The organism is Myroides albus, from assembly GCF_009711045.1.
GTDB lineage: Bacteria > Bacteroidota > Bacteroidia > Flavobacteriales > Flavobacteriaceae > Flavobacterium > Flavobacterium album_A.
Genome location: NZ_WMJX01000015.1, coordinates 12,420 through 28,478 on the forward strand (window position 1 = coordinate 12,420; position 16,059 = coordinate 28,478).

A 16,059-nucleotide genomic window follows, 5' to 3' on the forward strand; every position below is an offset into this window, starting at 1 on the left:
TTATAATAAAACAGAAAACTTTCTTAATCGTTGCGCTAATGCCCAGTAATTAGGGAGTCATCCAATTCTCAACATTATCACATAGATTCTGGATATCTTGTAAAAACATAGATGTATGATAACCATCGGCAATAGCGTGATTGACATATATACTTAGGCTGATTTTAACTTTATTTCCTTCTGTGTAGTATTTGCCAAATCGAATAATAGGTTGAAGGAAATTAGAGTCTTGTATCGTGTCTTGGCTAATGGATTCAAAGTTTATCCAAGGTACACAAGATATGGGAATTAAGTTAGCAGGTTGATTCTCTCTTATTTTAATTCCCTTTTTATCTTTGTACGTGTTAATATCTTGAATGATTATATTATAAAACTCTTGGAAGTCTTCGTGATACTCGCTCCATAAATCCGAGAAGCTACAATCGTCTTTGTGAAATATTGTAAAAGATGGTTGCATAAAACTCCACTGTCCTAATTGTCCATTGTAAATAACAGTGCGAAAGGATTCGCTGTTATTAATGGCTCTGATAATCACATATAGGAAAATAGGGAAGAACTTGTAGTTACTATCCTTGTATTTGTGAAAAAGAGTAGTAATGTCAATTTTAATACTGACAGTATACTTTGATTTTAAATTATTGTGATAATACTCAAAGTAAGGTTTACGTGGCCAATTCTCAAGATCTATAGGGTGAAATATCGCTTTAGAGTGCATTTATAAATTATTTTTTCGAATAGAAAGGCGTGGACTGATTGTAAAAGAACTCACTAAAGTCACCTCCTTTTTCAAGTTTTACTATATCAATTACTTCATCTGCTTTTAAATGTTGTTGACAGATTGTAGAAGTGAGTTTTGCTATTTGGCTAAATGGCAATTCTCCTTCGGTTTCAATGGCAATAATATAATGAGCATTTGTATCAATTTGATCCATAAAAGTCCATCCTATATGAGCGTGGGTAATTGCAATAATGCTTTTAAACATATTTGACAAATCACTGAGTAACGCTGTAGGACTTTGTTCTGGTGCCCCAATCAGAGCATTCATTCTAGTGTGAATAACAGGACTGTGTTTTGGAGTAAATATTGATCCGTTTAGCATTTCAGAAATTTCTATCGGAATTAACTCTTTGTAGTATTTAGAGAAAGGGTTGACAATGATTTGATTCCCAATGGTCAATTCCAAGAAAGAACGGCCTCTAACCTTTATATAATCCATTTCTTGTGTAATTGCTCCTGAATCATAAATCCTGTCGGGATTTGTAAATACAGGGATTACACCATTGTCAAGGGCTATAATTGGAACATGAGGGTCAATACCAACTGTAAGTTCAGAATTAGTATAACCTTGTTCAACTAAAACATATATATAATCTTTAAGCATGCGTTCGTAGAACAATGCTCTGTATTCTGGCTTGGTTGCAGCTTCCTCAATAATTTGAGCTAAAGTCAAATTCTTATTGATTTTACCTGTGTTTTTTTTGCTTTTGTTGTAGAAAGACATTTTCTTAATTTGTTTTATTCAAAAGTACATTAATTAATTGGTTCAAGTCAAGAAATACAACGAAATTGAATGGGAATATATTGGATCAAACGCAGTAAGAAATGAGATTGACATTGATCTTATGCAGGAGTAATATTCGGTTTACTAATGGGCAATGGGCTTGATCAACTACAATTAAAAAAAGAGGCTGTTATTTAAAACAGCCTCCATATTTGTTATTTAAAGTAAGAGAAAGTATCGTTATTCTCTATCTTTAGTACTGATTCATAAATCAAGCGGATTGTATTTTCTACATCATCCTTGTGAACCATTTCAACAGTTGTATGCATATAACGCAATGCTAAGGAAATAAGTGCAGAGGCAACACCTCCATTGCTATAAGCAAAAGCATCCGTATCAGTTCCTGTAACGCGTGACATTGCATTACGCTGAAATGGAATATTGTTTGCTACAGCTGTATCTTCAATTAGCTCTCTTAGTTTATTTTGAATAGCAGGTGCATATCCGATAACAGGACCTCTACCGATTTTGTTATCTCCTTCGATGTTTTTCTCTACCATAGGAGTATTAGAATCGTGGCACACATCTGTGACTATAGCAACGTTTGGCTTAATGGTCTGGGTAATCATTTCAGCTCCGCGAAGACCAACTTCTTCTTGTACTGCATTGACGATATAAAGTCCAAAAGGCAATACTTTATTGTTCTCCTTTAAGAGTCTTGCCACTTGAGCAATCATAAAACCTCCAATTCTATTGTCAATTGCTCTACAGACAAATTTGTTGTTGTTTAACACTGTAAATGTATCAGGGTATGTGATAACACAGCCTACGTGAACACCAAGTGTTTCTACTTCAGCTTTTGTTTCACATCCTACATCGATAAAGTTTGTTTCAATTTTTGGAGCATCTTCTTTTCCAGCTCTATTTCTAATGTGGATTGCTGGCCAGCCAAATACACCTTCTACAATTCCCTTTTTAGTATGTATATGTACGCGTTTTGAAGGTGCAATCATATGATCACTACCACCGTTTCTTATCACGTGTATAAACCCATCATCAGTGATGTATTTTACATACCAAGAAATCTCATCAGCATGTCCTTCAATTACTACTTTATAAGGAGCATCAGGATTGATAACCCCGACAGCTGTTCCATAGGTATCCGTGATGAAGGTGTCTACATAAGGTTTAAGGTATTGCATCCATAACTTTTGTCCATTTACCTCGTGTCCTGTAGCAGAAGTATTGTTTAAATAAGCTTCTAAAAAAGCCATTGAATCCTCATTCAAAATCTTGTTTGTGCTCATGTTTAGTTTTTTCGCTAATTTAATTAGAAAAGTGTTATAACTCAATTAAAATAGCTAATTTTGGGTATATTTAACCTTATGAAACGATTTGTTTTGCTTATTGTTTGTTTCGCAATTTATCCATGTCTTGGACAGGAAAAAGAGCTATTGCCTACACCGGAAATTCCCTCTGAAGTGATTATTGATGGAGATACAATTCAAAGTGTATCTATGCCTGAAATATTTATTGGCGTAGACATGAAAGAAGAAAAGTATCGTAGAGATATGATAATTCTTCGCAATCGCATTCGCCGTGTTTATCCTTATGCTAAAGCTACAGCTCAGAATTTGATAATCTTGAACGAAAACCTAGAGAAGATAGAGTCAAAAAGAGATAAGAGAACCTATATCAAGCGATCTCAAAAGTATCTGGAAGGGCAGTTTAAAGAAAAACTGAAAAAGCTCTCGCGTAACGATGGTAAGATATTATTAAAACTGATTGACCGTGAAACAGGTCAAACTGCCTTTCAGCTAATCAAAGAGTTTAAAAGCGGTTGGACTGCCTTTTGGTCTAATACAACCGCGAGAACATTTAGCTTGAATCTCAAAAGTGAATATCATCCAGATATAGATTTAAACGACTTTTATCTTGAAACTCAACTCCAATATTTGTTCTATCGATATGAAATAGAATATAGTAGGGGAGCAAGAGAAATAAAGTTTAACGATTTGAGATTATTGTGGCAAGAGAAAATAACAGAAGATCAATTTTTCCCATTAGAGTTGCGCGAATAATTTTCGCAATATGAAAATTAAAATTACCTTTGCCCTAATATTTATGCTAATGGAACAATTTATCGTATCTGCCCGAAAATATAGACCACAAACATTTCAAGATGTTGTAGGCCAACAAGCTATTACCAATACTTTGCTAAATGCTATAGAGACCAATCACTTGGCTCAAGCTTTGCTTTTTACTGGTCCAAGGGGAGTTGGAAAGACTACTTGTGCCCGTATTTTAGCAAGAAAGATAAACCAACCAGGTTATGATGATCCTACAGAGGATTTTACTTTTAATGTCTTTGAGTTAGATGCCGCGTCAAACAACTCCGTTGATGATATACGTAATCTAATAGACCAAGTAAGAATACCTCCACAGACAGGAAAGTACAAAGTGTATATTATTGACGAGGTTCACATGCTATCTTCAGCAGCTTTTAACGCTTTTTTAAAGACGTTAGAAGAACCTCCAAGACATGCTATATTTATTTTAGCTACTACTGAGAAACACAAGATTATTCCTACGATTTTATCGCGTTGTCAAATTTTTGACTTCAAGAGAATCACGATTAACGATGCAGCAAATCACTTGGCACTTGTGGCAAGAAGTCAGGGAATTAATTATGAAGAAGACGCCTTGAGAATCATTGCTCAAAAGGCTGATGGAGCGATGAGAGATGCGCTTTCTATTTTTGATCGCGTAGTGTCTTATTGTGGTAGAAACCTAACTAGACAAGCAGTTGCTGAGAATTTAAACGTATTAGATTTTGAATACTATATTCGTGTAACAGACTTGATTTTATCAGGTAATATTCCGGCTTTATTGACTGCTTTTGATGACATCTTGGCAAAAGGTTTCGATGGTCATCATTTTGTTGCTGGTTTAGCTTCTCATTTTAGAAACCTGATGGTTGTTAAAACTCCTGAAACAGTATCATTACTGGAAGTAGGAGAACATGGAAAACAATTGTTTGTTCAACAGTCGCAAAGAGCACCTTTCCCTTTCTTATTGAGTGGAATTGAGTTAGCTAATGACTGTGACTTAAAGTACAAAGCCAGTCAGAATCAAAGATTATTAGTAGAGCTTTGCTTGATGCAGTTAGCTTCTTTAGCCATTGATGGCGAAAAAAAAAAGATGAATCAATAATTGTTTCTCCAGATCGATTAAAAGAAATCTTACAGCAATTACCACCCGTAAATGTTGAAGGGATGCTTTATCCTCTTAGTGCAGCTGTTGATCTGAATCAGTCATTTGACAATAATCAACTGCAGCAAGGTGGCGCTCCAATGCAAAACCAGTCATTTGATAACAACCAAATGCAGCAAGGTGGCGCTCCAATGCAGAATGGACCATTTGATAACAACCAAATTCAGCAAGGTGGTGCTTCAATTCAAAACCAGCCCGTTGATAATAATCAACTGCAGCAAGATACTACTCAACAGAATCTTCAAGGTTCATTTGCTCAAAACAATAAACGCGTAAATGCTTTATCACTTTCAAGTATCAGAAAGAAACGGGAGTTAGAGTCGTCTTTAGAAAAGAATATTGTCGATCCTGAAGATTTGCCAAGGCTGTTGTTTTCATTCGAGCAAATGATGAACGAATGGCAGTTATATATGCAGAAGTTAAGTCGAACTGGTTATATGTTGATGTCTTCGTTGATGGGAATGACTCAACCAAGGTTGGAAAAACACATAATTTATTTGGAATTGCCAAATCATGGTTCGAAACTGAGCTTTGATGAGAATAAATATGAGTTAGTAAATCACTTAAGAAAAAAACTGAGCAACTATGATATTGAAATTATCATAGAAGTGAATGAAGAAATAAAATTAGTAAAGAAAGTATTTGATAATAAGGATAAATTAGATCATTTTATTAAGTTGAATGAGAATGTTCGTTTGCTTAAAGAAACATTTGATTTAGAATTTTAATATATAAGTATATGATTAAGATAGGAGATGACAATACGCTAAAGATAGCCAGAACAACGAGTGTAGGTTTATACTTAACAGATGGAGAGAAAGATATTTTACTTCCAAATAAATATGTACCAAAGAAATTTGAGATAGGAGATGAAATTGTAGTATTTGTTTATTTAGATCAAGAGGAGCGATTAATTGCTACTACATTAGAACCGTATATCTACATCAATGAGTTTGCTCTTTTACAAGTTAGCTATATCAACGAGTATGGTGCATTTATGGATATGGGCTTAGAGAAGGATTTATTTGTTCCTTTCAGAGAACAAGCAAGACCTATGAAAGAAGGACACAGATACTTAGTATATATGTCATTAGATGAAAAGTCAAATCGCTTGGTAGGATCAAGTCGTTTGAATCAGTTCTTGGACAATTCTGAATTAACTGTAAATGAAGGTGATGAAGTTGAACTGGTAGTTTCACATATTACGGAATTAGGGATTAATGTCATTATCAATGACAAGCACAAAGGGTTAATCTATAAAAACGAGGTATTTGAAGATTTGCGTACAGGAGATCGAGTAATAGGATATATTAAATCCATCCGACCTGACGGCAAAATAGATGTAACAAGAAGTAAGGTAGGATATGACGGGGTGTTGGATAGTGCAGGTATAATCTTAGCTGAATTAGAAGGCAATAATGGCTTTTTAGGATTAACAGACAACAGTCATCCAGAAGACATTAAAACAGTGCTTAATATGAGTAAAAAGACATTTAAGAAAGCGGTTGGTACGCTGTATAAAGAAAAGAAAATAGTTATTACAGATAAGGGAATTGAACTTGTCAAGTAATAAGAATGAAAAGGCCTTGTAAAATGAATTACAAGGCCTTTTCTTTTGTATGTGTATTTGGAATAGTGTAAAAGTCGCATTTAGTATTATATGGTATTATTTTTACTCAAAAAACACGAAGGTTTAACTAATTTAATTCTCATTTTGTGAAATAAAAGAGTAGCTTGCGGGTATAATTTTTCTTTTTACACAGTGTCGACAATTGAGTCCCCAAAAACCAATTTGATTGGTTGTCAATTGTTGAAATACAAAAAGCAGGTAGTCCCAACTACCTGCTTTTCTATTAATAATCTATTCTTAAGAACTTACCACTTAAATTGAATTCAAGATCTATTTCTTGTCTTCCTTTTTCAAGTTCCACTTTGTATTTATTGTAATCTTTTTCAACAGATGCTAATTTATACTCTTTGTAATGGCTAGTTACGTACTGTACTAATTCTGCTGGTAAGAACGCTGTTGGTAAAGTTGCTTGTCTTCCTGCTTCGATTTCTCTCCAATCTCCTTGTTGGTTAAACTCAATTGATGTTCCTGAAGATAAATAGATGTCAAATTCTACTCGGTTGTCATCTATTTCTTTTTTCACGAATGTAATTTCTTCATTTGCAAAATTAGCACTTACAAAGTCTTTTGCCTTTTGTGGTAACTCATTTGCAGAAACTACTTGCTCGTTGTCGTGTTTGTCAATATCTAAGGCAATGAAGTTTTGGTTTATATCGAAGAACATCTCTAATCCATTGTTCAATTCAATCTCGTATCCTCTTTTATAATCTCTATCAATTTCAATGATGAAATTGTTTGGATAATTAGTCTTTACGTATTGGTTGATTTTAGCAACTTCTTGCTCTAAGAAAGCTTCAGGAATAGCTGTTTTATTTATTGTTTCTACTTCAGTCCAATCTCCATTTTTATTAAAGTCGATCTTTACGTTATTATCCAAAGTAGTAGTGTACTTTGAACCATAGTAGTTCTCATGATTTACTTTTCCACTTTGCTTAACCAAACTTGCAGGAAATACTCCTTTTAAAAAATTTTTGGTTGTAGCAGGTAGTTGTTCTTGATCTATTGTTTCGAATCTATTAGAATCGTTGCTGTTGTCATCTGATGAGCATGCTGTGAAGTTTAAACCTAATAAGCATACGGTTGCTAATAATAAAATTCTCTTTTTCATAGTGTTATTAATCATCAATTCTTGTAAAATTTCCTTTTAAGTTAAAAACAAGCTCTAAGCTATTAGATAGTTTTACATCGTACTTGTTGCTGTCTTTCTCAATTTTAATGATTTGAGTATTAGGAAAGTTTGTTGTAACGTACTTAGAAATAATTGGCAAGATAAAATCTGTAGGAATTCCCTTTGCTTTATTCTCAACCTCTTCCCAGTTACCATTTTTGTCAAAATCGATTTTAGTTTGATCTTCTAATACAACAGTGTAATCTGTACTGAACCACTCTTTCTCTTGAGTGATATAAGAGATCGTTTGCTTAGTAAAGTTTTTGTCTAAAAACTCAATTGCGTTCTTTGGAAGTTCTTGTTTTTGAATTTGAACTGTTTGTGCTTGCGTAGTGTTAATACTTAATAAAGCAATAGCTATAAAACTTGCACTCACGAATAATCTTTTTAATTTTCTCATAACATTGTTTTTGTTTATTTGATAGCAAAGTAAAAACAAGAATCTGTAAAGAATTGGGAATTTTAAAAAGAATAAGAAATTTTAAAACAATGATAATTTTGATGATAATAATAGTCGATAGACAATCCACTTGTTTCCTTGATAATCGTTTGAACAAGAGCAAGTCCAAGCCCAGTGGACTGTTCATTTGTAGTAGATCTATAGAATCTATTATAAATAAGGGTGGGATCTAATGCTGGTGAATAACTGGTGTTTTTAATTAAAAAATAATCTGAATTTATCTCAATCTCAATCTTTCCAGATTCAAAATTGTGGTTAATAGCATTTTTGAATAAATTATTAAATAAGGTAATTGCCAGCCCTTTATCCATAGTGATAATTAGTGGATTGGGACTAATCTTATTTACTGCGACACTTATTTCTTTGAATTCATAGATGTCTTCAAATTCTTCAATAGTTCGTTGTATTAAATCATTAAAGTTAATTGATTCAACCTGTGTGTATTGATGATTCTCAATCTTACTGAGCATCAATAGTGATCGATTTAGTTTAATCAAGCGATTTAAACTTTGGTGTACACTGACTAACTGCTCGATTTGCTTGTCTGTCAAATTTGTATCCTCAAATAGTAGCTCAAGTTTGTTAGTAGCAATTGCCAAAGGGGTTTGGGTTTCATGGGCTGCATTAGAGATAAACATCTTTTGTTGGGTAAATGTATTCTCTATGTTGTGGATCATTCGCTTAAGTTCATCTTCTAATGCTTTAAACTCTGTTATTTTATTGGTTGTTTCGGGCTTGAAGTCATTACCTACTCGGTATGCTTTTAATTTACTAAGCAAACTGTGGAAAGGCTTCCAAACTCTTCTTAAAACGATATAGTTGATTAAAAAAATACTGAGCAATAGCATAAAGTAAAGTGCTAATACAGCAAGTCCAAAATCTTGTAGTAATTCATCTGCTTCGATTGTAGAGGTTCTTATCTCTAACTTGTAATTATTCTCATTGCTATCTTGAAAAAAGGTGGTTAAAATACGCATTGGTTGTTCTTCATCGTCATAAGGGAGGAAGACCATTTTTGTAACAAAGGAATTTTTCGTTGAATATTCTCCAGGTGGAAGAGCAGTGATGCGAAAGTTATTTAGCCCAAACTGTGGCTTATTCCTAATTTCGGGGTTATCATAAGCTTTCTTGATAATTTCAATTTTGGTATTCTTTAAACCATCGTCGATATTATCGTAAACCTCATCAAGTAAAATTGTATAGAAAAGTGCTACCCAAATAGATAAGACTATGAGTATTCCTATAGTTAGATACTTTTGAGTATGGTGATGCAGTTTCATTGTTATTCCCCTTCAGTTGTTAATTTATACCCCATGCCATAAATAGATTTAATCTCTAAATCGGCTTGGTATTGCTTTAGTTTTTTGCGCAAGTTCTTTACTTGAGAATAAACAAAGTCGTAACTGTCTACTTCATCCATATAATCACCCCATATATTTTCAGCAATTGCAGCTTTGGTTAACAATCGATTCTTGTTGATTACTAAATATTGTAATAAAGCAAATTCTTTATTGTTCATCTCCATTTCTTTGCCATTGACAAGAACTGTAAATTCGTCTGGAAATAGCTCTAAATTATTTATTTTAATACTGTTGTTTCCATTTTGATTCTTTCTTCTTAAGACTGACTTTATCCTTGCGTGAAGTTCTGATAGGTGAAATGGCTTTGTCAAATAATCGTCTGCTCCCAACTCTAATCCACTTACTTTGTCGTCAATGGAGTCTTTGGCAGAAACAATAATTACTGAATCGCTTCTTTCTATTTCTTTTATTTCTTTGAGTAAGTCAATGCCATTGCCATCAGGTAACATGATGTCAAGTAAAATACAATCGTAATCAAAAGACGATATCTTGTGTAGTGCATCTTTGTAAGTATTAGCTACTTCGATTACATACATTTCCTTTTGTAGCGACTCTTGAATCGTTCTCTGTAATTCTTTTTCGTCTTCTATTATTAATACCTTCATATTTTGATGCAATTTGTTATAAAAGTAAGTTTTTTATCATTTACATAAAAATGAATAGGCTAAATAAAAGTATCAAATCAATTGTGAACTCAGGGGCAAAATTTGCCCTTATAGTGCTTAAAGTATAAGTATTCTCCAATTGCGACATAAAATAATTTAACAAATTTTGGCACGCCTCTTAAATTGTTGCGTTTTTACCTGTAAATCAAGATATTGTTACTTTTAATATGTGTAATTCTTGTCTGGTATAGTACATTTATTCGCAAAACGAACTTTTAAAAAGCGTTGTTTACTCATAAAATCGCTTACTTCACTAAATACTTTTGTTAATTCTATTCTTAAAAACTTATTTTCGCATTCCAATATAGGTTTTTAATGTTCAAACAACACAACTTAATTGGAACTATGAAAAAATTGCGCTACTACTTTCTAATTTTAAATTTCTTACAAAAAAATCAATATCCTTCGCGGGAGCAATTATTAGCACATTTACAAAAGTACGATATCGAAATTAGCGAAAGAACTTTATATCGAGCATTAAGTGAATTGAGTACTGATTTTGGTGTAGATGTCAAATTAGATAATAGACAAAAAGGATATTATATCCCAACAAAATATCAATTAGAAACTGAAATAGTTCTCAATTGTTTAAAGAATGCGGTTACGGCTGATATTTTAGCTACCACACCCAAAAAGAGAACCTCTATTACACCATATGTTGAGTTTTCTGATAGAGCAGGAACTGTTCCTATTGAGTTAATTCAGTTGCTATTTAGAGCTATGTTAAGGAATTACAAGGTTAAATTTACCTATCATACTTTGTATGAGAACAAAGAAGAAGAACATTTAGTTTCTCCTTTGTTCTTTAAGCAACATCATGGAACGTGGTTTGTGGTTACCAAAGAAGACAAAGAGTTGAAGTGTTTTGATCTTGAGAGAATGACTGATATTTCGATGACTAAGGATAGGTTTAGAGACAATGTAGAAAAGATTCGCTTACAGTACTCTGAAGTGATAGGGTTGCACCTTGTAGAAGAAGAGTTACAAAAGATTGTATTGTCATTTGATAGAAATCACAAGCACTATTTAGAATCCCTTCCATTGCACCATTCCCAAGAAGTGATAGAGGAGCAGCAGAATGGTCGACTTAGAGTGAATTTAATGGTTAGACCGAATGACGATTTAAAACAAATAATTTTAAAGTTTGGCAAAGCTGTAAAAATTGAAGAGCCAGTAGCTTTAAAGGAAGAAATTATACGTGAACTGCGCCAAGCCATTGATGTCCATGCGTAAGCACTTACAATACATTAATTGGGGAATTAATGTTTATATTACTTGTACTATGGGTGTTTTTCAATGTTAAGCAAGTAATATGGTTAGTTTGTTTCTATAAATAGCAGGCGGGGGCCTGCTATTTATTTTCACTACCACATGGGTAATCTGATTCAAAGTAACTATTCAAAAAAAGGGATTGACCATCGCTGATCAATCCCCAATCACTATATAATGAAAAATTCAATTACTTTAAATTTGGATTCGCTTGTATTTCTTTTTGCGGAATAGGCAACAGGTAGTGCTCATCACTATTGCTCAATAGGTTGGAATCCATGGGACTTACTAAGTCGTTTTGGTTGCGTTGAATATCTTTTCCCAATCTTTTTAAATCAAAGTAGCGATGCCCTTCATAGGCAAATTCAAGTAAGCGTTGTTGTTCAATTACTTGCTGATTGATTGATTCTATTTGCTTTTTACTTAGGTATCTGTTTGTCAAAATTGTGTTGACATCACTTAGCGCCTTGTCAGATTGACCAATTGCTAAATAAGCTTCGGCGCGAATAAGATAAGCTTCACTTGTTCGGAAAACCTTATAGTCGTTTATTCTATTATTGCTTTGATTTCCTCCGTATTTGACAATGTATTTGTTGTTTTCTTGTCCAAGAAAACAAGTGTTTCTCACATCATTTTGATCGTAGGATTCCCTTATTTTTTCAGAGCTGTAGAACAAGGTTTTACCTGTGGCATAGTTATACCATAAGGTATTGGGTCTGACTTTGTCCTGGGCGTTTCTCTTTAGTTTAAAGAGGACTTCATCTTCATTGCTATCTGTCCAGATGTTTGCATAGTTTTTTACAGTAGCCAAAGCTTGATGTTCAATTATCCAACTACTGTAATGTATAGCTTTTAGGTAATCTCTTTCATATAAAGCTATTCTTGCAGATAGTGCAGCAATAGCACCTTGGCTTAATCTGTTGTTGGTAGAATGGGTTAGTTGATCAGTTTGATCAATATCTGACCACAAGTTATCATAGAAGGTTTGTAGCGTAATTTTACCAGGCTTGTAGAAAACATCTGTTGTGGTGATATAAGGAATGGTTAGGGCTTGTTTGGATTGATAATCCCCAGCGCCGAAAATCCTGTGCAGTTCAAAGTGAATTAAGGCGCGAAGACCGTGTAACTCAGCAAGCATAGAGTTCAAAGCTGCTTGATCTGACGCTCTTTCTACGGGTACTTTATGGGCATTGATTAGTAAATTGTTGATGCGGTAAATGTGATTGTAGTAATTACTCCATATTTCGGAAAGTATTTCGTCATCTGAGGAGTAAGTCCATCGATGTAGATTAACTCCATATCCATCAACGCCATTATTCTCAGGCGATAGTCTACATTCATCAGCTAATATGGAACCAATCAACGCGTTGTATTCTAAGTGTAAATCTGCATAGGTTCCCAATACAGCATATTCAAAATTCTTGACAGACTTGAAGATGTGCTCTGAATCTACATTGTCCTTTGAATCTATATCAAGCATCTTGTCACAACTTGTAAATGTTAGTAGAGACAGTAAACTCAATATAGATTGTACAAATAATTTATAGGTATTTTTCATTTTTACTTTTGTGTATGTATTAGAAAATAACTCTTACCCCTGCTGTGAAAGTACGAGGTAGGGGATACTCGTATTCGTACCAATTGTTGTCGTCTTCTGGATCTTGTCCTTTCCATTTGGTCCATGTAACTAAATTTTGACCTTGTGCAAATACATTGATTTCTTTGATAAACTTATTGTACTTTCCAAAGTCTTTGAACTTATAGTTAACAGTTAAGTTTCGAAGTTTGAGGTAGTCTGCTCTTTGAAGTTCTCTATCAGTCATATATCGAGCATAGTTGGCCCCTGGATTTTTACTTTGATCCCCTGGCTTTTGCCACATATCTAACATGGAAGTAGATTGGTTGTATATGCGGTAGTTTGGATCAGCTGCAGTGCGATAAAACTCTCCTGTATTGAGTCTATACATACCGTGAATGAAAGAGAACAAAGCACTTACTTCTATGTTCTTATATCTAATGTTAGTAGTGAATCCTCCTTTGATGGCTGGGTCATAGGAACCTTTGACCAATACGGCATTATCAGGATCATAGGTTGTTGTGATATTGCCCTGTTTGTCTAAATATTGAGCAGCGCCCGTTTGTGAATCTACACCTGCCCATCGCACCATGTAGAAGTATCCCAACGGTTTACCCACTTGATGAATAGAGTAGTCCTCTGTGATTATTTCATCTTCCTCTCCTAAGCTTAATATTTTGTTCTTATTGTAGGCAAAGTTTACTCCTATATTCACATTCCAATCTGACTCTTTAATAAGATCTCCTGAAAGGCGGATTTCTATCCCTCGATTTCTAATCTTTCCCATATTGTCTGATATGGATTCAAATCCAGAGGTCATCGATAGGCTTCTGTCTATAAACAAGTCGCTGGTAATTCGGTTGTAGAAGTCAATCTCACCGACTAAGCGATTTTTGAATAAACCAAATTCTACACCTATGTCCAATATTCTATTCATCTCCCAGTTGTAATGAGGGTTACCGGGTGTTGTGGGTACCAGACTTGTTTGCCCATTATATTGTCCAGGTCCGTATAGACGTCTATATCCAAAATCACTGGCAAATCCATTGGCATTTCCCGTTAGACCATAGCTCGTGCGAATTCTTGCCATAGAGAGTACATCAATATCTTCAAGGAAACTTTCTTGTTTGATATTCCAGCTTGCTCCAAAAGCATAGAAGTATTTGTAGCGATTATTTGAAGGAACACGTGATGAACCGTCGCGTCTAATACTACCCGAGATGGTAAATCGGTTTTCAAACGAGTATCTGACCAGTGCTAACTGGGAGAGTAATAGATTCTCTGTAGCGCTACCACTGACTTTGGGAATAAAGTCATTCTCTGGAGTACCAGGAGTTATACCTCCTGCGGTGTGATCTAACCCATCTATTAGACCATAACCAGTGAATCCATGGTAGTTGTACTTCTGTCTATTGATCTCTACCAAAGCCATCGTTTCGATTTCATGTGCATCCCAGCGGTATTTATAGTTAACCCCGAAGTTGGCCATCAGACCTATATTGGTTTGATCTCCTTGACTAAACATTCCCTTGCCGCCTTCTTCGACCAAATCTCCAAAGTATGTATCTGGTTTTATAATATGAGTATTGGCTATTTTGGAGTAGTCAACACCTATTGTACTGGTTAACTTTAAGTCATCTGTTAGCTCGAAACTAAAGTTTCCTGCCAAGACTCCTCTTTGTTGTTTCTCCTTTCTCTTTACATCTTGGTACATTTGCAAGGCATTGGTTCCAAATCGATTCACTCCAGGAGTTAGATTGCCATATTGATCATAAGGATTTTCATAGGGCAAGGCAAAGTAAAGTGACGCAACAGGATTTGTTTCACTTACGTCAAAGTCCGATTCAGACACTTGACTATTGATATTGGCAAGGTTGATAAAAAAGTTGGAATTAAATCTTCCAGATTGATGGTGTATATTGCTATTGACATTGAATTTTTCAATGCCTGAATTGTACAGTACACCTTCTTGTTTGTAGTAGTTTAAAGAAGTGTAGTGTTGTGTATTGCTGTTTCCCCCATCGAAAGTTAGATTATGTGATTGTGTAATGCCTTTTCGCATCAACTTTTTTCGCCAATTGGTATTTGTGTTTCTCAGTGCAGCTAATTTTTGATCTCCTTCAATATAATCTTGTTCTGTTTTCAGCACTTCTTGAGCGTTGACTATTTTATAGGGATTTTGTCTTGAGTATGCCCAGCCTGGCATATCTTGGTCTTGTAACATTTCTTCAAATTGCAGGCGCTGGTCTGTATTCATCATGTCCCATTTAGAATTGTTGACATTGGAGAATCCGTATTGCGTTTGGTAGGTTACTCGCATAGAATCACTTTCGCGATCTCCGCGTTTAGTTGTAATGACAATGACTCCATTGGCACCTCTTGAACCATATTGTGCCGTAGCTGCAGCATCTTTTAGGACAGTTAAGTCTTCAAAGTCATCAGGGTTTAGCGCAGTGAAGGTAGCTGCCGAGATAGGCATGCCATTTAGAATGTACAGCGGCGTTGTTTGCTCGTCTTGTAAAGAGCCTATTCCCCTTATAGTTACGCGACCAGGTGTTCCGGGTTGACCAGAAGGAGAGGCAACGTATAAGCCTGGAACTTGTCCTTGCAACGCTTGATCCATAGAGCTTACTTGTACCTTATTGATACTTGCTGCCGCTATTTTTCCGACTGATCCTGTTGTTCTTGCTTTGGATTGTTTGGTGTATCCTGTGATGATAATACTCTCTAAGAGATTATCCTCTACATCCAAGTCTATAATGGTTGGTATATTGTTATCTGATAAGGTTATCTCTTTGGTTAAATAACCCAAATAAGTAATTCTAAGTTTTACTTCATCCGTGTTCTGATCAGCGATTTGGAAGGTTCCATCTTCCGTGGTGAACAAATATTGGTTGTGAGTGATGTCTTCAATAGTAACCCCTACAAGAGGTAACTGGGTTTCTGCATCTCTAACCAAAATAGGTTTTCGCTGGTCATTAGCATAGATAGGGCTCTGTAACCCAATGCACAGTATAGCGATCCATAAAGTTGTTTTAATTCTACGCATATAATAAGTCTTATAAGTATTTCGATTCATACTTGGCAAACTTACGCGCACCTAATTAGAGGGAGTTAAAGAAGACTTTAGAGAGTGATTAAAAAGAGATTAAAAA

Annotated in this window: 14 protein-coding genes; 5 read left to right on the forward strand and 9 right to left on the reverse strand. The window is 34.7% G+C overall.

Features of this window, described 5'->3' with window-relative positions; translation table 11 throughout:
- Nucleotides 1-49 precede the first annotated feature (49 nt).
- From GJV76_RS08580 to GJV76_RS08590, 3 genes are all read right to left on the reverse strand, one after another.
- Nucleotides 50-715 (reverse strand): chloramphenicol acetyltransferase, encoded by a 666-nt coding sequence (locus GJV76_RS08580; RefSeq protein WP_155092211.1) that lies wholly within the window; start codon nucleotides 713-715, stop codon nucleotides 50-52.
- A 7-nt stretch (nucleotides 716-722) separates the two neighbouring features.
- Entirely contained in the window at nucleotides 723-1,502 is a 780-nt protein-coding gene (locus GJV76_RS08585) for an enhanced serine sensitivity protein SseB C-terminal domain-containing protein (protein WP_155092212.1), read from the reverse strand.
- A gap of 215 nt (nucleotides 1,503-1,717) precedes the next feature.
- Nucleotides 1,718-2,809 carry a M42 family metallopeptidase gene (locus tag GJV76_RS08590; protein ID WP_155092213.1) on the reverse strand — a complete coding sequence of 364 codons (1,092 nt, stop codon included), beginning with the start codon at nucleotides 2,807-2,809 and terminating at the stop codon, nucleotides 1,718-1,720.
- A gap of 78 nt (nucleotides 2,810-2,887) precedes the next feature.
- Between GJV76_RS08590 and GJV76_RS08595 the strand changes: the two genes are divergently transcribed.
- The 4 genes from GJV76_RS08595 (at nucleotide 2,888) to GJV76_RS08610 (ending at nucleotide 6,345) form a co-directional block, all read left to right on the forward strand.
- Nucleotides 2,888-3,583, forward strand: coding sequence for a DUF4294 domain-containing protein (locus GJV76_RS08595; RefSeq protein ID WP_155092214.1), 696 nt, complete (start codon nucleotides 2,888-2,890; stop codon nucleotides 3,581-3,583).
- A gap of 49 nt (nucleotides 3,584-3,632) precedes the next feature.
- The gene (gene dnaX, locus GJV76_RS08600; protein ID WP_155092258.1) at nucleotides 3,633-4,715 is read left to right on the forward strand and encodes a DNA polymerase III subunit gamma/tau; all 1,083 of its coding nucleotides are present in this window, start codon (nucleotides 3,633-3,635) and stop codon (nucleotides 4,713-4,715) included.
- A gap of 62 nt (nucleotides 4,716-4,777) precedes the next feature.
- Complete coding sequence (locus GJV76_RS08605; protein ID WP_155092215.1) at nucleotides 4,778-5,503, forward strand: hypothetical protein; 726 nt, start codon at nucleotides 4,778-4,780, stop codon at nucleotides 5,501-5,503.
- A gap of 11 nt (nucleotides 5,504-5,514) precedes the next feature.
- Nucleotides 5,515-6,345, forward strand: a complete 831-nt coding sequence (locus GJV76_RS08610; protein ID WP_155092216.1) for a CvfB family protein — start codon at nucleotides 5,515-5,517, stop codon at nucleotides 6,343-6,345.
- Nucleotides 6,346-6,628: 283 nt separating this feature from the next.
- Here GJV76_RS08610 and GJV76_RS08615 read toward each other — a convergent pair whose 3' ends face one another.
- The 4 genes from GJV76_RS08615 to GJV76_RS08630 all read right to left on the reverse strand — a co-directional run bounded on the left by GJV76_RS08615 (nucleotide 6,629) and on the right by GJV76_RS08630 (nucleotide 9,999).
- Complete coding sequence (locus GJV76_RS08615) at nucleotides 6,629-7,513, reverse strand: PepSY-like domain-containing protein (protein WP_196216221.1); 885 nt, start codon at nucleotides 7,511-7,513, stop codon at nucleotides 6,629-6,631.
- A 7-nt stretch (nucleotides 7,514-7,520) separates the two neighbouring features.
- The gene (locus tag GJV76_RS08620) at nucleotides 7,521-7,973 is read right to left on the reverse strand and encodes a PepSY-like domain-containing protein (RefSeq protein WP_155092218.1); all 453 of its coding nucleotides are present in this window, start codon (nucleotides 7,971-7,973) and stop codon (nucleotides 7,521-7,523) included.
- Between the two features lie 62 nt (nucleotides 7,974-8,035).
- On the reverse strand, nucleotides 8,036-9,313 hold the full coding sequence (locus tag GJV76_RS08625) for a sensor histidine kinase (protein WP_155092219.1): 1,278 nt from the start codon (nucleotides 9,311-9,313) through the stop codon (nucleotides 8,036-8,038).
- 2 nt (nucleotides 9,314-9,315) lie between these two features.
- Nucleotides 9,316-9,999 (reverse strand): response regulator transcription factor, encoded by a 684-nt coding sequence (locus tag GJV76_RS08630; RefSeq protein WP_155092220.1) that lies wholly within the window; start codon nucleotides 9,997-9,999, stop codon nucleotides 9,316-9,318.
- Nucleotides 10,000-10,404: 405 nt separating this feature from the next.
- Here GJV76_RS08630 and GJV76_RS08635 point away from each other — a divergent pair, with 405 nt between their 5' ends.
- Complete coding sequence (locus GJV76_RS08635) at nucleotides 10,405-11,292, forward strand: helix-turn-helix transcriptional regulator (protein WP_196216222.1); 888 nt, start codon at nucleotides 10,405-10,407, stop codon at nucleotides 11,290-11,292.
- A gap of 226 nt (nucleotides 11,293-11,518) precedes the next feature.
- Here the strand turns inward: GJV76_RS08635 and GJV76_RS08640 are convergent, their stop codons facing one another.
- Nucleotides 11,519-12,808 (reverse strand): RagB/SusD family nutrient uptake outer membrane protein, encoded by a 1,290-nt coding sequence (locus GJV76_RS08640; protein WP_230381518.1) that lies wholly within the window; start codon nucleotides 12,806-12,808, stop codon nucleotides 11,519-11,521.
- Nucleotides 12,809-12,905: 97 nt separating this feature from the next.
- Complete coding sequence (locus tag GJV76_RS08645; RefSeq protein ID WP_230381519.1) at nucleotides 12,906-15,983, reverse strand: SusC/RagA family TonB-linked outer membrane protein; 3,078 nt, start codon at nucleotides 15,981-15,983, stop codon at nucleotides 12,906-12,908.
- Nucleotides 15,984-16,059 lie beyond the last annotated feature (76 nt).